This is a genomic window from Lentzea rhizosphaerae (genome assembly GCF_042649515.1).
Classification (GTDB): domain Bacteria; phylum Actinomycetota; class Actinomycetes; order Mycobacteriales; family Pseudonocardiaceae; genus Lentzea; species Lentzea aerocolonigenes.
Genome location: NZ_JBHRZI010000061.1, coordinates 1 through 21,190 on the forward strand (window position 1 = coordinate 1; position 21,190 = coordinate 21,190).

General features: G+C 68.8%; 23 protein-coding genes. 12 read left to right on the plus strand and 11 right to left on the minus strand.

The genetic code is table 11. The annotated features are described in order from the left end of the window. Nucleotides 1–88 precede the first annotated feature (88 nt). Nucleotides 89–1,096, plus strand: a complete 1,008-nt coding sequence (locus ACFOWZ_RS47885) for a gamma-glutamylcyclotransferase (protein ID WP_382381392.1) — start codon at nt 89–91, stop codon at nt 1,094–1,096. 17 nt (nt 1,097–1,113) lie between these two features. Here the strand turns inward: ACFOWZ_RS47885 and ACFOWZ_RS47890 are convergent, their stop codons facing one another. Genes ACFOWZ_RS47890 through ACFOWZ_RS47900 form a run of 3 tightly spaced genes read right to left on the minus strand, consistent with a single transcriptional unit; the run spans nt 1,114 to nt 2,965 of the window. After that, complete coding sequence (locus ACFOWZ_RS47890; RefSeq protein ID WP_382381394.1) at nt 1,114–2,016, minus strand: hypothetical protein; 903 nt, start codon at nt 2,014–2,016, stop codon at nt 1,114–1,116. A 58-nt stretch (nt 2,017–2,074) separates the two neighbouring features. Next, complete coding sequence (locus ACFOWZ_RS47895; protein ID WP_382381396.1) at nt 2,075–2,506, minus strand: hypothetical protein; 432 nt, start codon at nt 2,504–2,506, stop codon at nt 2,075–2,077. 30 nt (nt 2,507–2,536) lie between these two features. Beyond that, a complete protein-coding gene (locus ACFOWZ_RS47900; protein ID WP_382381398.1) occupies nt 2,537–2,965 on the minus strand; it encodes a lactococcin 972 family bacteriocin in 429 nt (142 codons plus the stop codon). A 273-nt stretch (nt 2,966–3,238) separates the two neighbouring features. Between ACFOWZ_RS47900 and ACFOWZ_RS47905 the strand changes: the two genes are divergently transcribed. Further along, nucleotides 3,239–4,225 carry a helix-turn-helix domain-containing protein gene (locus ACFOWZ_RS47905; RefSeq protein ID WP_382381400.1) on the plus strand — a complete coding sequence of 329 codons (987 nt, stop codon included), beginning with the start codon at nt 3,239–3,241 and terminating at the stop codon, nt 4,223–4,225. 5 nt (nt 4,226–4,230) lie between these two features. Here the strand turns inward: ACFOWZ_RS47905 and ACFOWZ_RS47910 are convergent, their stop codons facing one another. Genes ACFOWZ_RS47910 through ACFOWZ_RS47920 form a run of 3 tightly spaced genes read right to left on the minus strand, consistent with a single transcriptional unit; the run spans nt 4,231 to nt 6,830 of the window. Continuing rightward, nucleotides 4,231–5,775 carry a hypothetical protein gene (locus ACFOWZ_RS47910; protein WP_382381402.1) on the minus strand — a complete coding sequence of 515 codons (1,545 nt, stop codon included), beginning with the start codon at nt 5,773–5,775 and terminating at the stop codon, nt 4,231–4,233. 58 nt (nt 5,776–5,833) lie between these two features. Next, on the minus strand, nt 5,834–6,067 hold the full coding sequence (locus ACFOWZ_RS47915; RefSeq protein WP_382381404.1) for a DUF397 domain-containing protein: 234 nt from the start codon (nt 6,065–6,067) through the stop codon (nt 5,834–5,836). Further along, nucleotides 5,982–6,830 carry a helix-turn-helix domain-containing protein gene (locus tag ACFOWZ_RS47920; RefSeq protein ID WP_382381406.1) on the minus strand — a complete coding sequence of 283 codons (849 nt, stop codon included), beginning with the start codon at nt 6,828–6,830 and terminating at the stop codon, nt 5,982–5,984. The genes ACFOWZ_RS47915 and ACFOWZ_RS47920 overlap by 86 nt, the downstream gene beginning before the upstream one ends. Nucleotides 6,831–6,960: 130 nt before the next feature. Here ACFOWZ_RS47920 and ACFOWZ_RS47925 point away from each other — a divergent pair, with 130 nt between their 5' ends. Genes ACFOWZ_RS47925 through ACFOWZ_RS47950 form a run of 6 tightly spaced genes read left to right on the plus strand, consistent with a single transcriptional unit; the run spans nt 6,961 to nt 12,360 of the window. After that, complete coding sequence (locus tag ACFOWZ_RS47925) at nt 6,961–8,061, plus strand: efflux RND transporter periplasmic adaptor subunit (RefSeq protein WP_382381408.1); 1,101 nt, start codon at nt 6,961–6,963, stop codon at nt 8,059–8,061. After that, on the plus strand, nt 8,058–8,753 hold the full coding sequence (locus ACFOWZ_RS47930) for an ABC transporter ATP-binding protein (protein WP_382381410.1): 696 nt from the start codon (nt 8,058–8,060) through the stop codon (nt 8,751–8,753). Before ACFOWZ_RS47925 ends, ACFOWZ_RS47930 begins: the two co-directional genes overlap by 4 nt. Continuing rightward, entirely contained in the window at nt 8,750–9,943 is a 1,194-nt protein-coding gene (locus ACFOWZ_RS47935; protein WP_382381412.1) for an ABC transporter permease, read from the plus strand. Before ACFOWZ_RS47930 ends, ACFOWZ_RS47935 begins: the two co-directional genes overlap by 4 nt. A gap of 10 nt (nt 9,944–9,953) precedes the next feature. Then, complete coding sequence (locus ACFOWZ_RS47940; protein WP_382381414.1) at nt 9,954–10,421, plus strand: hypothetical protein; 468 nt, start codon at nt 9,954–9,956, stop codon at nt 10,419–10,421. Then, entirely contained in the window at nt 10,421–11,113 is a 693-nt protein-coding gene (locus ACFOWZ_RS47945; RefSeq protein WP_382381416.1) for a response regulator transcription factor, read from the plus strand. Before ACFOWZ_RS47940 ends, ACFOWZ_RS47945 begins: the two co-directional genes overlap by 1 nt. Next, nucleotides 11,110–12,360, plus strand: a complete 1,251-nt coding sequence (locus tag ACFOWZ_RS47950; protein ID WP_382381418.1) for a sensor histidine kinase — start codon at nt 11,110–11,112, stop codon at nt 12,358–12,360. The genes ACFOWZ_RS47945 and ACFOWZ_RS47950 overlap by 4 nt, the downstream gene beginning before the upstream one ends. Here the strand turns inward: ACFOWZ_RS47950 and ACFOWZ_RS47955 are convergent. Next, nucleotides 12,346–13,530: a YbiU family protein gene (locus ACFOWZ_RS47955; RefSeq protein ID WP_382381420.1), complete on the minus strand. Its 1,185-nt coding sequence runs from the start codon at nt 13,528–13,530 to the stop codon at nt 12,346–12,348. The genes ACFOWZ_RS47950 and ACFOWZ_RS47955 overlap by 15 nt on opposite strands. 88 nt (nt 13,531–13,618) lie before the next feature. On the opposite strand from ACFOWZ_RS47955, the gene ACFOWZ_RS47960 reads away from it, so the two are divergent. Beyond that, nucleotides 13,619–14,686, plus strand: a complete 1,068-nt coding sequence (locus tag ACFOWZ_RS47960; RefSeq protein ID WP_382381422.1) for an ROK family transcriptional regulator — start codon at nt 13,619–13,621, stop codon at nt 14,684–14,686. On the opposite strand, the gene ACFOWZ_RS47965 is transcribed toward ACFOWZ_RS47960, so the two are convergent. From ACFOWZ_RS47965 to ACFOWZ_RS47975, 3 genes are all read right to left on the minus strand, one after another. After that, entirely contained in the window at nt 14,683–15,741 is a 1,059-nt protein-coding gene (locus tag ACFOWZ_RS47965; RefSeq protein ID WP_382381424.1) for a DUF1684 domain-containing protein, read from the minus strand. The genes ACFOWZ_RS47960 and ACFOWZ_RS47965 overlap by 4 nt on opposite strands. After that, nucleotides 15,738–16,457: a class I SAM-dependent methyltransferase gene (locus ACFOWZ_RS47970; protein ID WP_382381426.1), complete on the minus strand. Its 720-nt coding sequence runs from the start codon at nt 16,455–16,457 to the stop codon at nt 15,738–15,740. The genes ACFOWZ_RS47965 and ACFOWZ_RS47970 overlap by 4 nt, the downstream gene beginning before the upstream one ends. A gap of 67 nt (nt 16,458–16,524) precedes the next feature. Continuing rightward, nucleotides 16,525–17,109 carry a helix-turn-helix domain-containing protein gene (locus ACFOWZ_RS47975; protein WP_382381428.1) on the minus strand — a complete coding sequence of 195 codons (585 nt, stop codon included), beginning with the start codon at nt 17,107–17,109 and terminating at the stop codon, nt 16,525–16,527. A 47-nt stretch (nt 17,110–17,156) separates the two neighbouring features. Between ACFOWZ_RS47975 and ACFOWZ_RS47980 the strand changes: the two genes are divergently transcribed. Further along, on the plus strand, nt 17,157–18,509 hold the full coding sequence (locus ACFOWZ_RS47980; RefSeq protein WP_382381430.1) for an MFS transporter: 1,353 nt from the start codon (nt 17,157–17,159) through the stop codon (nt 18,507–18,509). Here the strand turns inward: ACFOWZ_RS47980 and ACFOWZ_RS47985 are convergent. Next, nucleotides 18,445–19,533 carry an FAD-dependent oxidoreductase gene (locus ACFOWZ_RS47985; protein ID WP_382381432.1) on the minus strand — a complete coding sequence of 363 codons (1,089 nt, stop codon included), beginning with the start codon at nt 19,531–19,533 and terminating at the stop codon, nt 18,445–18,447. The two genes, ACFOWZ_RS47980 and ACFOWZ_RS47985, sit on opposite strands and share 65 nt — an antisense overlap. Nucleotides 19,534–19,680: 147 nt before the next feature. On the opposite strand from ACFOWZ_RS47985, the gene ACFOWZ_RS47990 reads away from it, so the two are divergent. Both ACFOWZ_RS47990 and ACFOWZ_RS47995 read left to right on the plus strand, forming a co-directional pair. Beyond that, nucleotides 19,681–20,271, plus strand: coding sequence for a bifunctional 4-hydroxy-2-oxoglutarate aldolase/2-dehydro-3-deoxy-phosphogluconate aldolase (locus ACFOWZ_RS47990; protein ID WP_382381434.1), 591 nt, complete (start codon nt 19,681–19,683; stop codon nt 20,269–20,271). A gap of 53 nt (nt 20,272–20,324) precedes the next feature. Further along, entirely contained in the window at nt 20,325–21,011 is a 687-nt protein-coding gene (locus tag ACFOWZ_RS47995) for a FadR/GntR family transcriptional regulator (RefSeq protein WP_382381436.1), read from the plus strand. Nucleotides 21,012–21,190: the final 179 nt, after the last annotated feature.

Here is a 21,190-nt window from a genome sequence, read left to right on the forward strand (position 1 = left end):
ATGGCCCGAACGTGCTTTTCGCGCCAAAGAACTATGTCCGGTATGCCTGGGTTGGATTGAATTGACAGACCAGGACTAGGTTGGCGTCATGATCACTTCTCGGGAGCGCGTGCTGGGCAGGATCGCCGACCACCTCGTCGCTCAGGCCCGACCGCTGCGGGTGGCCGTCGACGGCATCACGGCGTCGGGCAAGACGACCCTGGCACGCGAGCTGACCGCGGCCATCGCCGAACGGGGTCGTACCGCCGCACACCTGTCGATGGACGGCTTCCACAACCCGCGCGCGATCCGGCACCGGCAGGGACGCGACTCGGCGGACGGCTACTACACCGACGCTTACGACTTCGCGTCGTTCTCCCGCCTGGTGCTGGAGCCGCTCGGGCCCGGCGGGGACCGCAAGTACCGGCAACGGATCATCGACCTGCTCTTGGACACGGCGATCGACGAACCGCCGGTCGAGGCTGCCGAGGACCTCGTGCTCGTGGTCGACGGCAGCTTCCTGCAACGCGACCTGGAGTGGGATGAGGTGATCTTCGTCGACACGCCGTTCGAGGTGGCGCGGGATCGCGGCACGCGCCGGGACACGGAGCTGCTCGGCGGGCTGGAGCAGGCTGAACGGGCCTTCGACCAGCGGTATCACGCCGCCAGCCGCCGGTACCTGGCCGAGGTCGGGCCGGCCGATCGGGCCTCGGTCGTCCTGGGCAACGCCGACGTCGCGAACCCCGTGCTGCGGCGGATCGGTGGGCCGGCGGGCGCGGTCGTGAACCTCTTCTCGTACGGGACGTTGCAGACGGCGTCGGTGCAGATCGAGCATTTCGGGCGGACGCTGGTCGGCAAGGAGGACGTGCTGCCGGGGTATCGGCAGGACTGGGTGACGATCACCGACCCGGCCGTGATCGAGGTGAGCGGGACGGACCGGCATCCGATCGTCCGGCACACCGGTGATCCTGCGGACACGACCGCGGGGACCCTCCTCCAGGTCACCACCGAGGAGCTCGCCGCGGCGGACGTCTACGAGGTCGACGACTACCGGCGGGCTCTGGTGCGACTCGGGTCGGGCGCGGACGCCTGGGTGTACCTCGCTCAGGAGTCATGAGACGTCGGCGGCGTTGTTCATCCGCTCCCGATGAGCGCACTGTTGTGCAACTGGGCGTCCAGCAGCTGTTTGGCTTGAACGAGCGCGGTGAAACGATCAGCGATCAGCTTCTCCTGGAACTCCGTGTGCAGTCGCAGCGCGGTGCCCGGCAGACGGACCTCGTCACGGCAACGCGTGTCCGCGGTGGCGGTCGCGATCTCCTCTGCTGTCACGTCACGTTCGGGTTCGACGGCCGTGATGGACACGGAGGTGGCCCACCTCGGGTCGCCCTCGGCGTCCGCTGTCGTGGCGTAGTGGTAGCCGGCCCGGTCCATGCAGTCGCTCCACCGGGTCTGCGCGGCCCGGTAGCGGTCGTCGCGTTCCACCCGAGCCAGTGCCTCCTGCTCGATCAGGGTGAACGTGCTCGACGGCACGACGCGCTTGTCGCCCAGTGAGTCGCGGAGATGTCCCGCACCGGCGTCCAGCCGACGCTTCACCTCGCCGTCGCAACCGTCCGGGGGCACGAGCCGCCCGCCGTACTGCTCGACGGTCCCGTCGAACACGGGGACGTACGGCGCAGGCACCTCCACCGCCTTGGTCACGCCGCGTGCTGCAGCGGTGAAGAGGTCGTCCTGGTAGCCCACCGGTCCCCGGTAGCCGTGACGTTCGGGTTCGCGGTCACGGAGGTGGCCGACGAGGGCCGCGGACCGGACCGGCCGCGCTTGTTTTGCCGCGGGCAACGACAGGTCGATCCCGAAACGCGTCATGCACTCGTCGAGTGCCCACATGCGCGCCCGCTGGACCTGCGCGTACTCCGCCGGGGTCAGTTCGAAGCGTTGGAGCGGCAGCGCGACCTCTCCCACGATCAGCGGTGGCTGCTCGTCCGCTCCGCATGCGGTTGTGATCAGCAAGAGCAACGCCGGCAACGATCTCGCGAGCATCGTGGTTCTCCTCCGAGTGGGTGGCGGGCCCCGGCAGGGACCCGCCACCGCGCCGGTCTCAGATGTAAACCTTGCTGGTGCTGAACAAATAGCCGCTGGGAGTCAGTTTTCCTCTGGCGAACGCCCAGTTCACCTGGCTGAACGGCACGGCCGCGGTGAACGCCGACGCACTGCCCGACGGGACCGTGGACCACTTGGGCCATCCGTCGCCGTACTTGCCGCACCAGTACGCCACGTCGTTGCCGCTGTACTCCCAGCCCATGGAGACGGCGTCACCCGGCTTGGCTCCGTAGATCACGCTGAACACGTGGTTGTTGTAGTAGCGCACCGCGACCGTGCGGTTCTCCGCTTTCGCGGACGCCACGTTCGACGCGACGACTCGGTAGTTCGCCGCCGTCCCGCACCACGTCTCCGCTGCCGACGCCGGCGCGGCCGAGACCACGCTCGCCGTCAGCACCACCACCAACGTTCCGATGAGTCTGCTGAACATCACCGTTCCTCCCCTCCCTGACTTCACGACTCACTTGCGCCAGTACGTTTTGCAGGTCGCCGAGGTGTGCTCGGCGAGCCGTGCGTTCGAGACGTAGCCCGCACCGACCCAGTCGGAGTGGTACTGCCCGTTCATCTGCACGGACGAGCCGTGGGCGACCTTGGTGTGCTCGTACTGCGAGTAGCAGACCTTCTGCCCGGCGGCGTTGAACGTGGCTCCGTAGGCCCAAATGCCGCCGCCCACCTTTTCCACGGCCTGTGCTCCGAAGCCGCTCGAGGTGCCATCGACGGTGTACTCGACCCACCCGCCGTTGACGGTCTGGCCCTGCGCGACGATGCGAATTCCAGTGGAGCCGTGCGACACGGTGGAAGCGGACGCCGGCGCGGAAACCATGACAACCGCCAGCGCAACCACCCCCAACGCGGCCCCCAGTTTGATCGGCGCGTTTCGGAAACTCATGTTTCTTCCCCCTCAGCACTTGGAAAAGCGGGAGCCCGAAAGAATCCCGGTATCGACACGGGGCCTCGAGCAGTGACGATCGCCTTTGGAGAGGTCGATCGACACCGAGCGTGCCGGTCGCTCTCGGGCCCTGACAAGCGGGAACGCCGTTCGGATCTGTTCGGACCTGTTCCGAACGGTGCTGGGACTCGTTCCGAACACGCCTGAACGGCGCAGCACCGGTCTCCTGATCAGCGGTCGCGTGGTCACCCGCGGACACGCCACCCTGAGGCAATGGATCATGGAGGCGGCGGCTCGAGCACGGCGGCGGAGGCACCTCGGCCCAAAGCCAACACCCCCACGGAATTCACGGCAGAACTGCGCGCCCTGCGAACGTGGTCCGGGCTGACCTATCGGCAGATAGAGGGAAAAGCGACCGCGCGCATGGACCGACTTCCTGCCAGCACGATCGCGACCGCCCTCGGTCGCGCCACGCTACCCAGGGAGTGGTTCGTCGAGGCTTTCACCCGCGCGTGCGGGCTCGGCGACGAGGATGTGCGCCAGTGGCTCGACGTCCGCCGCCGTCTCGCGGCCAACGATCCAGCGCAGCCCGGCGACCAGGACGGCGACAACCGTGAAGAGGTCGCGGACGAACGTCTCCCGCCGCGTTTCCCGCGCTGGCGCCGGATGGCGAGCCTGCTCGCCGCGGCGGGTGTCGGCGTCGCGGGCACCTTGGGGGTCGACAGTCTGGTCGACACGTCCGCGCCTTCGACGTCGCCGTCGCTGTTGCCCGTGACGGGTCTGGCCATCCGGGCGGTGGGCAGCTGGGCACGCGTCCATCCCGGCCGCACGCCCGAACTCTGCGTCACCGAGGGCACCGACCGGACCGGGCGTTACACCACCGCCGTCGCGGCCCAACAGCCCTGCGCGGATGCTGTCCTGCCGCGCGTGTTCGTCGAACCCGTGAGGGACAACGTGGTGCAGATCCAGTGGCACCATCCGAAGTACAGCATCGGCTGCCTCACGGTCCTTCTCGACGGACCTGGCCGTGACCTGCTCGAACCACGCGACGACTGCGCCGACGACAACCCGGCCCAGCAGTTCAGGCTCGAACCGTTCGGCCCTTCGGCAGCGGCACGTTTCCGGATCCGCCCCGTGGCCACCGACCTGTGCCTGAGCTTGCGGGACCAGGACACCGAGGCCGGTGCCGAAGTGGTGCAAGGGCGCTGCTCCAGCGCGGCCGACCAGGAGTTCTCGATCGAACTGATCCCACCTCCGTGACGCCGTCAGCTGACGAGGGACAGGCCCCGACGAGCCGGCTCCGCGACAGCGGCGGGCTCAGCCGACGGCACCACGACCTCCTCGCCGCCGATCTCCCGCGTGATCCACGGCCCGGACTCCACCATGACCTTCAGACTGCGGGCGTCGAGAGCGTTGATCCGCCCGTAGTACCACTCGTCGGTGGCCAACGACCCCATCCGGCCGCCAAGACGCTTCTTGATCTCCAACACCCGCTCGAACAACGTCTGAACGAGAGCCGCCCGGTCGAACGGCCCCTGCAGCCCCTCGCGGATGCGGTCCTCGATGCCGCGCGGCACGCCCTCGGAGTCCGGCATCAGCATCGTGGTCCAGGCACGTGACTTCTCGCGGTACTGGAGCTGCTGCATGATCCCCTCGTGCGCGGCGAAGTCGGCGGCGCGGAAAGCCGATCCGCGCCAACGCTTCTGCAGGTTCACGGCCAGCGACAACGCGCTCTTCAGGCCCGTGTTCAGGCCTCGGCCCGGCCAGAAGTGCAGCGAGTTGGCCGCGTCGCCCAGGAGGAAGCCGAACGTCGACGGGGCGAGCTGGGCGGTGAACTTCGACATCTGCTGCATGCCGAGCGTGAACGAGGTGATGCCCACGACGTCTGCCGCGCCGACGCCGAAGAAGCGCAGGCCGTCGAGGATTCGGGGCCACAGGTACGAAAGCTTGTCGACGGACGGCTTGAACACCGCGCGGTGGCGGTCGCAGACGAAACGCCCGCCCGCAGGACGCATCGTGCAGCCGAAGGAACCGATGCACGACACCGGGCCGTTCTCGCCGAGGGCGACGATCTCGGAAGCTTCCTCGGCGGTCAGGCGCATGTTGATGAAGCCGCCGCCGAGCGAGTTGAACAAGAACCTGTTCTGCGCCACCGTCAACGGCACGGTGTGCTCGTCGGGGACCTTCGCCGTCACGCGGATGCCGAGGACGCGCTCGTCCAGCGGGGAACCGTCCACAGAGAACAGTTCACGGCTCGGCGTGCCGAACTGGTCCTTCAACGCATCACGGGTCGCGGAACGGGCGCCGTCGGCGATCGCGAGCACGTGCAGGCCGTCCCAGCCGTCGGGCTTCGCGTAGGCCTCGGGGATCACCTCGATGCCGTAGACGTCCTGCGCCATGTCCAGCAGGGCGTCCTCGATCCAGCGGATCTTGATGTTGCGCGGACGGCCCTTCGACTCCGGCGAGTCGGGGCCGAGCGGCCACATCTCGGAGAACCTGCCCGGCACGAAAAGCCGCTGCTGCACGGCAACGGGCAGCGCGGCCCAGACATTGCTCTGCAACGTCACGACCTGCTCGCGCCGGTTGTTGCCCTCGGCCACGCCGCGCCACACGACGCGGTTGCCCCGGCGCATCCAGCGACGGTCGTGGACGCGCACCGAGACCCTGTCCCCCAGCAACGACTTCACGGTGCAGGCGAAGGCGAGACCGACGGGACCGCCGCCCGCGACGTCCACCCGCAGCGGGGGCGTCCTGCACAGCGGCACCACCTGACCGCCCTGCTTCGGCAGCAGCACCGTCTTCTCGTCCATTGCCCGTCCCCCTTGATCCCGTTCGACGGCGGGAACACGTGCAGGGAAGGGAGACGGTTCAACGACTTTCGAGGAAGTTTTCCCAGGCGGTCGAACTGAAGGTCAGGGTGCCTCCGAACGGGTTCTTCGAGTCCCGGACGAGAGCATCACGCGACAGTGACACCTCGACGCAGTTGTCGTCTTCGGTCGCACCGCTGTAGCTGCTCTTACGCCATGCCCGTTCCTGCGTCATCGAGGTCCTCTCGCGGTCGGCTGACGTACTCCGCCAGCTTGCTCCGCGATTGTTCCTCATCCAAGGCGACCTCAGCCAAACGGTCGAACAGCAGACGTGTGCGTGCGATGGCGCCGGGATCCTGCACGAACACCTTCGCCAGGTCGGTCGACGTGAACGCGATCGGCATCGCCTTCTCGTACTCCCACAACACGCAGCTGGTGGCGATCAGCCCCGCATCCGCCGGAACGATCCGGATCGTGTGCTGGTCGAACAGCAGCCGGGCGTACTGGTCCTCCATGATCCGGCCGTCGCCGACCTGCGTCTGCAACGCGTGCTCGTGGATGTAGAACAGGCAAGTCGGCCGGTCGTGCCGCTTCAGGATCGCCTGGCGGTCCATGCGGAACTGCACGACCGTCGGGATCCGGTCCTCCGAGACGTACCCACCCATCCGGTACAGGCCGTCGGCGTACTCCGGCGTCTGCACGAGTCCGGGGATGGCCTGCGGGTCGTAGCTGGTGATCGTCGTGGCCGTCGACTCCGCCATCGCCAGGGTGCGCAGGTTGTCCGACACCTGCACGATGTACTCCTCGAAGGCGTACCGGTAGCGCTGCTTGAACTCCTCGAAGAAGTCGATGTCCTTGCCGCACATGGACAAGTACTGCACCAGGTCGATCTCGCTGGCGCGGTACTTGCCGGTCTCGATGGTCGAGAGCTTGCTCGGGTCCCAGCCCAGACGGACGGCGAGCGCGGCGCCCGTCAGTTCGGTGGAGGTCTCGCGCACCCGACGCAGTTCGTCGCCCAGGTCTCGGCTGTACGCGGTGGATGGAATGGTCGTGGCCATGCCTCGACGCTAGGGCTTTCTCGAAGAGCAACAAGGTGCTCATTCGGGTGAAAACGGAACAGCTGATCTTCAGCTGATTGCCAGGGAACTGGCAGCCCCACCACAGCTTGGCAGACGACCATCTCAGCCCATGACTCGACGTCGCAGATCCCTGTTGATCAACGGGCTGCTCGTGGTGGTGCTCCTCGGTGCCGGTGTGGCCGGTTACCTGATGTTCTTCGGTTCCACCGGCAGCGCCCAGACCACCACCGCCCGCACCGCCGCCGCAGCCAACCGCGACGTCAGCGAGGTGGTGACGGCGTCGGGGACGGTGCAGAGCTCGTTCAGCGCCGCCGCGTCCTTCGGCACCGGCGGCACGGTCACCGAGGTGAACGTCAAGGTCGGCGACACCGTCACCAAGGGCCAGCAGCTCGCCAAGCTCGATCCGACGCAGGCTCAGCTGCAGGTCGACATCGCGCAGGGCAACCTCGACGCGGCGCTGGCCAAGGGCACGGGCACGACCGCGTTGCTCACCGCCTACCGGCAGGCCCAGCTCGCGCTCAAGCAGGCCCAGGACGCGCTGGCCGCCACGACGCTCACCGCACCTGGCGACGGCACGATCACGTCGATCACCGGTGCCGTCGGGCAGAAGGTCAGCGCCGGCAACACGAGCACAAGCACGACCACCACCGATACGTCCGGGTTCGTCGTCGTGACGGACCTGAAGAACCTCGTGCTGCACGCGAACGTCTCCGAGTCCGACGTCAGCAAGCTCAAGAACGACCAGGCCGCGACCGTCACGGTCAACGCCGTGCAGGGGCAGCCGATCCAGGCGAAGGTCGCGCAGGTCGACCTCACCCCCACGACGTCGAACAACGTCGTCCAGTACGGCGTGACGCTGACCCTGACCGCACCGCCGGACGGATTGCGACCCGGTCAGTCGGCGAGCGTCGAGGTCACCGTCAACTCCGCCACCAACGCCCTCGCCGTACCAGCAGCGGCCGTGCAGACGGCCAACGGCCAAAGCACCGTCCAAGTGCTGGAGAACGGCGCGGAAACCCGCAAGACCGTGGAAGTCGGGGTGCGCGGCGACCAGTACGTGGAGATCAAGTCCGGCCTCACCGCGGGCGAACAGGTCGTGCTGCCACCGGTCACCACCTCGACCAACCAGAACCGCCAGCAACAGCAAGGCACCCTGCCCGGCACCGGCGGGCAGCGCAACGGCGGCGGCTTCACCGGGACCGGTCGATGAGCCCGGTCATCGAGGTCAGGGACCTCCGCAAGACGTACGGCGCGGGCGACACGGCCGTGCACGCGCTGCGCGGCCTCGACCTGACCGTCGAGAAGGGCGAGTACATCGCGATCATGGGCGCGTCGGGGTCGGGCAAGTCGACGCTGCTCAACATCCTCGGCTGCCTCGACGTGCCGACGTCCGGCAAGTACCTGCTCGACGGCATCGACACGGGCGAGTTCGACGAGGAGCAGCTCTCCTTGCTGCGCAACAGGAAGATCGGTTTCGTCTTCCAGTCCTTCAACCTGGTGCCGCGGACCACGGCACTCGCCAACGTCGAGCTCCCGCTGGTGTACGCGGGAGTTCGACGTGCCCAGCGTCGAGAGAGGGCGCTTGCCGCGCTCGATCTCGTTGGTCTCAACGACCGCACGCACCACCGGCCCAACGAACTGTCTGGCGGGCAACAACAACGCGTCGCCATCGCGCGTGCGCTCGTCACGTCGCCCGCGATCGTGCTCGCCGACGAGCCGACCGGAAACCTCGACACCGAGTCCAGCCGCGAGGTCCTGGGCATCCTCGACCGTCTCAACGCCAGCGGGCGCACGGTCGTGCTGATCACGCACGAGGACGAGGTCGCAGCACACGCGATGCGCACGGTTCGTGTGGTCGACGGCCGTGTTCATTCAGACGGGGTCGCGGGGGTGCTGGTGTGAGGTTCTTCGAAATCGGCGCGTTCGCCGTGCGCGGCCTGACCGCGAACAAGATGCGGTCCGGCTTGACCACGTTGGGCATCCTGATCGGTGTCGCGTCGGTGATCCTGCTGATCGCGGTCGGCAACGGCGCGTCGAGCGCGGTGCAGCAGAGCATCGCCGGGCTCGGCACGAACATCCTGACGATCAGCCCGCAGCGCGCCCAGCCCGGCAGCACCGCCAAGCCGCTGACCACGGCGGACGCGGCGGCACTGGTCGGACCCGACTCCCCCGACGTCAAGTACGCCTCGCCCGTCGTGAACGCGCAGGCGACCGCGGGCTACGGCAGCACGAGCTACGCGATCAACCAGTTCATCGGCACCGACCCGCACTACTTCGAGACCACGAACAGCGCTGTCGCACAAGGGAACCTGTTCTCCGACAACGACGTGCAGCAGGCGCGCAAGGTCGTCGTGATCGGCGCGACCGTCGCGACCCAGCTCTTCCCCGGCACCGATCCGATCGGGAAGTCCATGCTGGTCAACAACATCCCGTTCACCGTCGTCGGAGTGCTGGCGGCCAAGGGTTCCAGCGGGTTGCAGGACGCCGACGACATGGCCGTCGCGCCGCTCACGACCACGCAGAACGCGTTGACCGGCTACGGCAGCCTCACCCAGATCGTCGTGCAGGCGCGAAGCGCCGACGCGTTGCCGAACGCGCAGGCTCAGGTCACAACCATCCTCAACGGGCGGCACAAGATCACCGGCACGACCGCCGACTACCGGATCCTGAGCCAGGACCAGCTGCTCACCGCGCGCACCGCGACGACGGAGACGTTCACCGTGCTCCTCGCGTCGGTGGCCGCGATCTCGTTGCTGGTGGGCGGAATCGGCATCACGAACATCATGCTGGTCACGGTCACCGAGCGGATCCGCGAGATCGGCATCCGCAAGGCGGTCGGCGCGCCCCGGTCGTCGATCCTCGGCCAGTTCCTGATTGAAGCGACGCTGCTGAGCCTGTTCGGCGGGGCGTTGGGCGTCGCCGCGGGCGTGATCGGCAGCCAGTTCACCATCGCCGGCATCACACCGGTGCTCGTGCCGTCGTCGGTGCTGCTCGCGTTCGCGGTGTCGGCGTTGATCGGCCTGTTCTTCGGCAGTTACCCGGCTTCCCGCGCGGCGAAGCTCCGCCCCATCGAAGCCCTCAGGCATGAATAGGGAGAGTTCTGTGACCAACCCACTCGACCAGCCGCTCGAGAACGACATCTCGGCCGAGCTGAAGGAGCGCAAGACCGGCTTCGGCAAGGGCACGATCATCTTGGGCGTCGCGGTGCTCGCCATCGTCGCGTTCTTCGGTGGAGTGTTCGTGCAGAAGGCCGTCGGCTCCGCGCAAACCCTCCAGAACGCCGCGCGCCAGTTCAACGGCACACCGCCGTCCGGTGGGCAGCAGCGGGGAATTGGCGGGCGCGGCACCATCGGCACGATCGACCGCATCGAGGGCACGACCGTCTACGTGAAGACGGCGAACGGCCAGATCGTGAAGGTGTCCACTTCGGACTCGACGAAGGTGGAGATCACGTCGCAGGGCAAGCTCGACGACCTGAAGGCCGGCCAGCAGGTCGTCGTGCAGGGTCAGGCGGGTGAGGACGGCACGGTGAACGGGCAGACCATCACGCAGCGGCCGACGACCGGGTGATGCAGGATCGTCGCGTGGAACGTGGCCGGTTGCTCGTCGTCGAGGACGAACCCAGCATCCGCGAACTGCTGTGCGCCAGCCTGCGGTTCGCGGGGTTCACCGTGTCCAGCGCGGCAACCGGCTCCGAAGCGTTGACGGCGGCCCGCTCGGACGCGCCGGACCTGGTGCTGCTCGACGTGATGCTGCCCGACCGCGACGGCTTCGAGGTGGTGCGGCGGCTGCGTTCCGACGGCGTGCGCGTGCCGGTGCTGTACCTGACCGCGCGCGACAGCACGGACGACCGCATCACGGGCCTCACGATCGGCGGCGACGGCTACATCACCAAGCCGTTCAGCCTGGAGGAGGTCATCGCGCGCGTGACGGCCGTGCTGCGCCGCACCCGGCCAGGAGGCGAGAGCGAGCAGCTGACCTGCGGTGACCTCTCGCTGGACGTGGAAAGCCACGTCGTGCGGCGCGGTTCGCGGGTCGTGGAGCTGTCGCCGACGGAGTTCCGGCTGCTGCACTACCTGATGCGCAACAGCGGGCGGGTGCTGTCGAAGGCGCAGATCCTCGACCAGGTGTGGTCGCACGACTTCGACGGTGACGTGGGCGTGGTCGAGTCGTACATCTCGTACCTGCGGCGCAAAGTGGACGCTTCGGAACCGCGGCTGATTCACACAGTTCGCGGCCTGGGATACATGATTCGGCCATGACGTTGCGCGTGCGGCTGGTGGTCGTGCTCGTCGCCCTGGCGGCCGCGGGCCTGTTCAGCACGTGGCTGATCGGCTCGCAGGTGATGGAGCGGTACCTGCTCGGCCAGATCGACGCACGGCTGGACCGGGTGGTGTCGATGCCTCGAACGCTCCCCTTGCGCGACAACATGGTCCTGCGCGACGCGAACGGGGTCGTGGCGGGCACGCCGATCGAGGGTCTGCCCTCGTACGGCACGTTGCGGCCGGGCGAGCACGTCACGTCGGGCACGCACCGGATCGTGATGCGGCAGTTCGACGGCGCGGAGCTGGTCGCGGTGGCGGACCAGTCGGACGTCGACAAGGCGGTCGGCGACCTGCGGCTGGCGTTCCTGCTGATCAGCCTCGGCGCCCTGATCCTCGTCGGGATGGCCGGGTACGTGCTGGTGCGGTCGTCCACCCGGGCGTTGGAGGAGGTCGAGCAGGTCGCCGGTGAGATCGCGGCCGGTGATCTGTCGCGCCGGGTGCCGGTGCGGCGGCCCGGCAGCGAGGTCGGGCGGCTGGCGTCGGCGTTGAACACGATGCTCGGGCAGATCGAGCAGGCGTTCGCGGTGCGGGTGTCGTCGGAGAACCGGATGCGGCAGTTCGTGGCCGACGCCTCGCACGAGCTGCGGACGCCGTTGACGTCGATCCGGGGCTACGCCGAGCTGTACCGGCAGGGCGCGGCGACGGATGCCGCCGAGGTGCTGAAGCGGATCGAGGACCACGCCGAACGGATGGGGTTGCTCGTCGAGGACCTGCTCCAGCTGGCGCGGCTGGACTCGGCGCAGCCACTTGCCTTGTCCACTGTGGACATGGTTGTGCTGGTCACGGATGCCGTGGTCGAGGCGCGGGTTCGTGACGCGGATCGTGTTGTGTCGCTGGAACTTCCCGCCGGACCGGTGCTGGTGCAGGCCGACGAGGCGCGGGTGCGACAGGTGCTGACGAACCTCCTCGACAACGCCCTGATCCACACGCCGGCGGGGTCGCCGATCGAGGTCCGGCTCACGTCGGACCGCGTCGAGGTGGCTGATCACGGGCCGGGTTTGCAGCCGGAGCAGGCTTCGCGGGCGTTCGAACGGTTCTACCGCGTGGATGCCGCGCGCGGACCCGGCGGCACGGGGCTGGGGCTCGCGATCGTGGCCGCGCTGGTCGCGGCGCACGGGTGGCGGATCGAGCTGGACACCGCGCCGGGTGAGGGCGCGGTGTTCCGGGTGCTATTCGGGGCGTGACCGGTTGGGCCAGTCGCGTTCGTAGTGCTCCTCGGGGAAGTCGCTGGGGCTCTCACCGGTCGCGTGGGCGTGGGCGATTTGTGCGGCGTAGCGCTCGTTGCGCGGGCACCACGGCGCTGCGGGGATGTACATGACGTTGCCCCAGCCCTGCTGGTTCGTGACCGGCGCGACGCTGTGGATCATGTCGCAGTGCCACCAGACGGAGTCACCCGCCTGGACGTCCGGGATGCCGCTCAACGCTTCGAGCAGCAGCGGGTGGTACTTCTCGCTGACCGGGAAGACCTGGTTGACCGTGACGCCGCACATGTCGTCGTCCGGGACGTCGTCCAGCAGCGGGCGCAACATCAGGTACGCCATGGCGCCGGGGATCGGGACGGTGTGCAGGACGCCCTGGTCGTGCACCATGTCCGACAGCGCGGTCCAGCCCTGGAACGTGCGGAACACCGAGCACATCGTCGTTCCGGGGTACTGCGGGCCGGTGGTGCGGTGCGCGGCGTCCCACGGGTCGTACTGCTCGACCGTGCCGTTGAACAGGTGCCGGAACGCCTGCTGGTACTCCCGCGTCATCCAGAGGTCGAGCGTGCCGGGATCGAGGTGCGTGCCGAGGCCGCTGGAGTTCGCACCAGGCGGGCGGCGTCGGATGCGGTCCGGGTAGTGGACGTCGCGGTCGGGGTCGAACCAGCCGTCGTGCTTCCACAGGCTGTTCAGGAAGCGTTGGACGGTGGCCATGCGTTCGTGCTGCCGCGCTTCCTGCTGTGCGGGTGACCAGTAGATCGGGTAGATCTCGGGCTTGGAGCCGACGCTGCCGAAGAAGTCGTCGCCGGGGCCGCGGTAGTTCTCGAAGAACCCGTTGCTCTCCACGTAGTCCACAATGGACTTGTCCCAGCTCAGCGCCTGCTCGCGTTCGAAGTGCCCACGCACGACGAGGCAGCCACGACGGCGCAGGAGCGACGTTTCTGCGGTACCGGCCGCGATGTCGGCGTAGTCGATCACCGGCCACGCCTGCCCGGCGTGGATGTCGTCGACCTCGCGCCGGATCCGTTCCTCGACGACCGCGAAGACCTCCTCGACGGTGCGCCCGGACGCCTCGATGGTCGCCCTGATCGCCTTCTTGACCTCGCGAACGGCTCCAGGCAGGTCATCAGGGGTGGTTTCCCAGTTCGGCAGCACGTCCGACTCCTTCCAGTAAGGCCTCCTTACTTGGAACTGTAGGCGTGTCGCCGCTTTGTAGGCAAGCCCCCTAACTAGAATGCGTCGCGTGACCAAGCCGTCCCAGGAGCTGCTGCGCTCGATCTCCGACGAGCACGTGCTGCGCTCACTGATGACCTCCCGAAGGCTGACGCGCGCCGAGCTGGCGGTGGTGACGGGTCTGTCGAAGCCGACAGTGGGCGAGAGCGTGCGCCGCCTGGTCGAGCACGGCCTGGTCGCCGACACCGGCGAACGCACGCCAGGCGGCCGGGGCCGGGGCCGGGTGGGTTCCTTCTACAGCCTCGCTCCGGACGTCGGTGTCGCGCTGGTCGTGACGATCGCACCGGCCGGCGTGACGGCGGAATGCGTTGACGCGTACGGAGATGTGGTCGCGCGCCTGCACCACTCGATCAGCTCACCTGGCGAAGTGCCGGCTGTGCTGCCGTCCGTCGTCGCGGAAACCGTTGCGGCCCACAACGTCCGCCTCTGCACCGTCAGCGCGGCCGACCCGGTGGACCGCCGCACCGGCAGGCTCGTCCAGCTCCCCGACTCCCCGTTCCTCGTGGGCGAACTGGATCCCGTCGCAGTCCTGTCGCCGCTGCTGAACGGCCCGGTGATCGTCGACAACGACGTGAACTGGGCGGCCCAGGCCGAGCACGCGGTTCTGGGTGTCGCCGACTTCGCCTACCTGTACCTGGGCGAGGGTCTGGGGTGCGCTTTGGTCAGCGATGGTGAGGTGCGGCGGGGGCACGCGGGGCTGGCCGGCGAGATCTCGCACCTGATCACGGTCGGCCCGTCCGGCGCGATGCCGTTCATCGAGGTCTTCGGCTCGCTGGGCCTGCGGCAGCCCGGCTCGACCGCCATCGACCTGGCTCGGTTGCCAGAGGCGGATCCCGCGGTGCTGGCGCGGGCGATCGGCGGGGTGATCACGGCGTTGGTGACGCTCGCGGACCCCGAAATCGTGGTGGTCGGCGGGTCTTGGGGGCCGTCCGTGCTCGACGAGATCAGGGACGAGTGCGCGCGGTTGCCGCGACAGGTCGATCTGGTGGCGGCCTCGGTGGAGGAACCGTCGCTGGCCGGGGCCCGAGCGGCCGCCCTCGACCTGCTGAGGACGGCGCTCGTCGAGGCGTCACGCTAGCCGGGCAGGCCCGCGTACTCCTCGATGCGGGTGATCAGCCCTTCCTCGAACCGGAAGTACACGGCGGCGTCGACCTGGAACACCGCGCCGTCCTTCATCACGACCTTCACGACGTGCTGTTGCAGCACCTCACCTGGCTGGTCGAACTGCCGCGTGACGTCGTAGCGCATGGACGAGATGGGCCCGACCTTGGCGGCCATGCCGTCGATGTTCTCCTGGATCGTCGAGTCGCCCTTGCCGTCGTTGTGCCAGACGGTGGCGTTCTCGGAGCACATCGCCCGTGCCGCGTCCCACTCCCTGTTCTCCAGGTGGCGCAGGTAGGTGACGGTCTTTTCCTTGAGGTCGTACACGAGTGCGCGTTCTCCTGCTTCGACTCGCATGGGGAGGTGGTTGCCGGGCGGCGAGAGGGGGCAGGTGAAGACCGCCGGGGCCAGGTGGTGGTGCGAGAGGGAGGCCTGGTTGAAGTCGACGGTCAGCCTGCTGCCGGGTTCCAGCAGCGGGAGCACCAGCCAGCGGCCGATGGCGGGCGTCTCGGTGCCGTTCGTCTCGTCGGTGAAGACGACGAGACGTTGGCCCGGCATGGTTTCGATGACGTGCAGGACGTGCTCGGTGCCGTTGATCGTGACGACCAGGTCGACCGGAGCCAGGACCGAGTCGGTGGTGCGAGGGGACGTCAGGTGTTCGACGTCGAGGCGGCGACCGTCCGGTGCGGCGCGGAACTCGCCCTCGAAGACCCAGGCGGGGTCGTAGGGGTAGGTGTCGATCCCGCTCGGCGCCAGGACGGCGTCGTCCCTGACCACCACGCCGTAGAAGCCGTCCGCACCGCCGGCGAGAGCGATTCGCCCCGTGCCGAGCTCGACAGGACTGCCACTGGGGACTTCGCGCGTCACGCCGTCGGCCGTGTGCGTCAGCGCGCCCGTCTCGGTGATCCGCCACTCCCCCGGGATTCCTGGCAGGACACGGGTTTCGTGACCGGTGACGGTGCCCTTGGCGACCACCTTGACCTTGTCGGCGATCTCGTCACGCCTGGCCCGGCGCCACTCCTCGTGGTTCATTTGCTCGCCGCCCAGACAGTTCGCTCGGCTCGCAGTGCGAGGTCGTCACGGCGCAGGGCCCGGTGCAGTGCTTCGGGATCGAGCAGCCGCCGCAACACGGCGTGCGCGTAGCGTTCCACCGCAGGAGACCGTCCGATGTGGATGGTGAGGGTCCGTTCGCCCTCCACCGTGAGGCCCGCAGCGGCGAGCTTGGGACCCCAGTCCGCGCCGCGGTGAGGAACGCGTTCGTCGTGGCGGTGCTGTTCGAGGTGGCTCTCGGGGGCGTCGTCCGGGAGGAACTTCGGCAGGCCCGCCATCTCCACGACGGCGAGCACGCCGCCCGGCGCGAGCACGTCGTGGACCTGGCGCAGCGTTCGGTCGGGGTCGGCCAGGTGGTGCAGTGAGCCCGACGCCCACACCAGATCCGGCGTGCCGACGTCCGGCCACTGCGCGTCGAGGTCGGCCTGGACCGTGCGCACGTGGTCGGTCAGACCGTGCTCGCAGGCCCTGTCCCACAGGCTTTGCAGGTGGTCGACCGACGCGTCCACGGCCGTGACGTGCGCTTCGGGGAACTGGGCCAGCAGCGCGAACGTCCCCGCGCCGGTGCCGGAGCCCAGGTCCACGATCTGGCGCGGGTTCGAGACGGGCAGCCACTTGATGACGGAGGCGGTGTGCTCGGCGACGACTTCCGCGTCGAGATCGAGGATCTCCGCCTGGCCGTGTCCGTGATCGTTCATGTGGCCAACGTAGGACGGCCATGCGCCGGGTGCACGATCACTTGCGCTTAAGGCAAGGCGATGAGCGTCAGCGCTGCCCGTCGCGCAACACCTTGTCCGCGTTGTGGCCGCGCCGGGCCTCGCGGTCGAAGATGCCGAGGATCTCGCACGGTCCGCCCGCGGTGCCGATCGCGTGCGGGAGCATCGTCGGGAACTCGGCGGCCTGGTTGGTCTCCACCCGGAGCCGGCGGTTGCCCAGCAGCAGGACGGCGGTGCCGGACAGGACGACGAGCCACTCCCGTCCGGAGTGCGCGCGCAGCAAGGCCGGGTTGTCGGGCGGCGGATCGGTCATGCGTCGGCGCATGACGGTCATGCCGGGTTCGGCCTTGATCGGCCACCGCATCTGGCCGTGGGCACCGTCGATCATCGGACTGACGATCACGTCGTCGGTGTCGGTCTCGACGAGCTGGTCCAGTGACGTGTCCAGGGCCCGCGCGAGCGTGACGAGCTGGTCGAGGGCGAGGCGGCGCTGGCCGTTCTCGATCCGGCTGAGCGAGGACGGACTCAGCCTGGCGCGGGTCGCGAGCTCGTCCAGCGACCAGCCCTGCGCCACCCGGAGTGCGCGGATCCGCTTGCGCACGAGGCTGTCGAGATCGCCGTCTTCTTGCGTCATGCGCACGATCGTATGCCTGTGCCGCAAGGCCTGCCTACCGTCGCGGCATGACTCATCGCAAGATCCTGATCGCTGTCTCCGTGGCGTTGATGGCCGTCATCTCCTCGGTGACCGGGTTGAACGTGGCCCAGCCCGACCTCGCGGCCGAGTTCGGCGTCTCGCAGAGCACCGTCCTGTGGATCATCAACGTCTACGTCCTCACGCTGTCCGCGTTGCTGCTGCCGCTCGGCGCGGTCGGCGACCGGCGGGGCCGCAAGCCGGTGCTCGTCGCCGGCCTGGTCGTGTTCGGCGTCTCCAACGTGATCGCGGGGGTGGCGCAGTCGGTCGAGGTGGTGCTCGCGGCACGCGTGCTCAGCGGGATCGGCGCGGCGACGATCATGCCCGTGACGCTCGCCGTGATCACCTCGACGTTCCCGGAGCGGGAGCGCGGGCGGGCGATCGGGGTGTGGACCGGTGTCGCCGGGGGCGGGGGTCTGCTCGGCATGTTCCTGTCGGCGGTTCTCGTCGACTGGGCGAGTTGGCGCTACCTGTTCGTGCTGCCGGTGGTGCTCGTGATCGTCGCGCTGGCGATGACCGTGCGTTCGGTGCCCGACTCGCGTGAGGCGGCGGAGCACCCGTTCGACGTCGTCGGATCGGTGTTGTCCGGGGTGGCCGTGGCCGGGCTGATCTTCTTCCTGCACGAGGGCTCGGTGATCAGCCTGGTCGCCGGGGTCGCCGCCGGTGCCGCCTTCGTCACGTGGGAGCTGCGCCGGAGCGCTCCCCTGCTGGACGTCCGGCTGTTTCGCGAGCGCGGCCTGGCCAACGGTTCCACGGTGCTGGTGACGGTGTTCGGCGTGCAGGCGGGCGTGTCGATCGTGCTGTACCCGTACTTCCAGACCGTGCTGGGGTGGTCGGGCCTGCTGGCCACGGTGGCGTTGCTGCCGATGGCCGGGTCGATGATGGTGGCGTCCGGTCTTGCCCCTCGCCTCGCCGAACGGATCGGGCCGCGCGCCACGACCGCCACCGGGATCGCCCTCGGCGGCGCGGGCCTCGCGCTGATGGCGGTGCTCGTGTCGGCTGGCGGTTACCTGGCGATCCTGCCCGGCATGATCGCGATGGGCGTCGGCACCGGCCTGTCCATGCCGCCCGCCACCGAGGCGATCACCGGTGCGCTGCCACGCGAACGTCAGGGCGTGGCCTCCGCGCTCAACGACGTCACCAGGGAGCTCGGCACCGCGCTCGGCATCGCGTTCCTGGGCGCGCTGGTCGCCAGGACCGTCGACGCGGGCGGGTCCTTTGTGGATGGATGGAGGACCGCCATGTGGGCGGGAGTCGCCGTCATGGCGGTCCTGCTCGTCACTGCTGTTCGAGCAGCTCGAGCAACTTCTCCGGCGGGTTCTCACCGAACAAGCTCTCCATGAGCTCCTCGCTGTCGGCACCGGTCTCCGCGGCCCGCACGAACATGGCCTCCTCGTACTCGGTGAGCGCCGCCTCCACGTCGCCTGGATGCGCGACGAGGGCCTGTGCCAGCTCCGCGCCGTCCACCATGGCCAGGTTGGCGCCCTCACCGTTGGGAGGCATGAGGTGCGCGGCGTCGCCGACGAGCGTCACGCCCGGCACGCGGTCCCAGCGGTGACCGGTGGGCAGGGTGTAGTGCTTGCGCAGCAACGGAACCGTGTCGGTCTCCGTGATGAGCGCGGTGAGCTCCGGCGCCCAGCCCTCGAACTCCTGCGCGACCCGTGCGGGGTCGGTGACGTCGATGGTGTCGAACCACTCCTCGGGCTTGGTGAAGTCGATGTAGGCGTGGAGCGTGTCGCCGCGCTCCCGGTGCGCGAAGATGCCCTTGCCCTGGCCGGGCGCCATCAACGAGCCGCCGCCGACGACCTTCGCGGCGGCGGGGTGCCGGGTGTCGGCGTTGTGGAGGTAGGTCTCGACGAACGCCACGCCGGTGTACTCGGGCGTGGCGTCGCTCAGCACGCGCCGGACCCGTGACCAGGCGCCGTCCGCGCCGACCAGCAGATCCGCAACAACCGTGGTGCCGTTCGCGAACGTCACCTCACGGCCCTCGACGCTCGTCACCTTGTGGCCCCACCGCACGGTTCCGGCGGGGAGCGAGTCGAGCAGCATCTGCCGCAGCTCGGCACGCATCACCTCGGGCCGCCCCTCCGAGCCGTCGTCGGCCTGCTCGTGCAGCACTGTGCCGTCGGGGCCGAGGATGCGCATCGCCTGGCGTCCTTCGAGGACCAGAGCGCGGAACTCGTCCATGAGTCCCGCGGCCTTGACGGCGTGCTGGCCGTTGTAGTCGTGGATGTCGAGCATCCCGCCCTGCGCTCGCGACGTCGGTGACTCCTCGGCTTCGTGGACCACGGACGGGATGCCGTGGACGTGCAGCACGCGAGCGAGCGTGAGGCCGCCGAGGCCGGCACCGATGATCGTGACGTGCATTCGGGCTCCTTCGAGGTCGTGATCTGGCAACACGACCAGGCTGGCCCGCGGCGCTGGTACCGGCCGCACACGTCACTGGCAGCCGCTGACAGGCTCTGTCACCACTAGGCGAAGCTGCCGTCGTCGTGCCGCCAGTAGGCTGATTGCGTGAGCTACCGGCACGAGATCACCCAGGCAGTGGTGCGGCAGGGCATCATCGCGATCGTCCGCACGCAGGACGCCGACTCCGCCGTCGAGGCCGCCACCGGGTTGCTGGACGCGGGCCTGACGTCGCTGGAGCTTCCGCTGACGAACCCTCAGGCACCGCAGGCGATCCAGCACCTGCGAGAGTCCTATCCGGACGCGACCATCGGCGCGGGTTCCGTGCTGGACGAGGCTTCGGCGGTGGCCGCGATCCGTGCGGGCGCACAGTTCCTGGTGGCTCCCAACCTGAACGTGTCGGTGATCAGGGCCGGGCATCGGTACGGGGCGGCGGTGCTGCCCGGGGCAGGCACGGTTTCCGAGGTCGTGGAGGCGCTGGAGGCAGGCGCGGACGCCGTGAAGGTGTTCCCCGCGCCGACGCCGCAGTGGGTCAAGGACGTCCTCGCGGTGCTGCCGCACGCGCCGCTCGTGCCGACCGGCGGTGTGGCACCGGCCGATGTCCCCGCGTGGCTCGAAGCAGGCGCGGTGGCGTGCGGCGTCGGGTCAGCCCTCGCACACACGCCCCTCGACGAGATCAAGGCGCTCCTACGAGCTTGAGCACCACGGAGTACATAATTCATAATTTATGATCTGCCATATGATCTGACCTCATGAGCGAGAAGCGGCTGCGTGGCGTGCACGGCCAGACCGTCGAGGCGCTGGCGGGCCGGATCCTGGCCGGTGAGATCGGCGAGGGCGACACCCTCGACCTCCCGGCGCTGCGCGAGGAGCTCGACGTGTCGCTGACAGCGTTGCGCGAGGCCCTGAAAGTGCTCTCGGCCAAGGGAATCATCGACGCCAGGCAGAAGCGCGGCACGTTCGTGCAGCCGCGCTCGTCGTGGAACCTTCTCGACACCGACGTGATGCGCTGGCAGACCCAGGCAGGCGCCGACCACGGCCTGTTCGACGAGCTCACCGAGATGCGCGTGATCGTCGAACCCGCCGCGGCCCGCCTGGCCGCCGAACGCGCGTCCGACGCGGACATCGAGGCCCTCTCGGCCGCGCTGGACCGGATGGCCGCCGCCCGGGATCTCGCCGCGACCGTCCGGGCGGACCTCGAGTTCCACCGGTTGCTGATGGGGGCCACGCAGAACGCGTTCCTGACGCAGGTCGAGCGGATCATCGCGATCGGGCTGGCGGAGCGGGACAAGCTGGTGCACGGGAGCGTGGACAACGACCCGGTGCCGTCGCACCGCGCGGTGCTGGACGCGATCGCGGCACGGGACCCGGAGGCCGCGTACGAGGCGATGCGGACGCTGGTCGACAAGTCGGGGGCGAACCTCGACCGGCTGCGCTGAAGCCGCCTTGAGCGTCAGTCCGAGTGACCGAAGCGTGTCACCAAGCGCCTTTTGCTGGTGCGGTCGCCTTGTGTTGGTGGTTGCGTGGGTCGTATGACGAGCTTTGGTTGCGCGATCGCCGCTTCGCGACGATTACGTTTGTTGTTCGCCTTCCGTCATTACCGCTTGCCCGCGTTCGC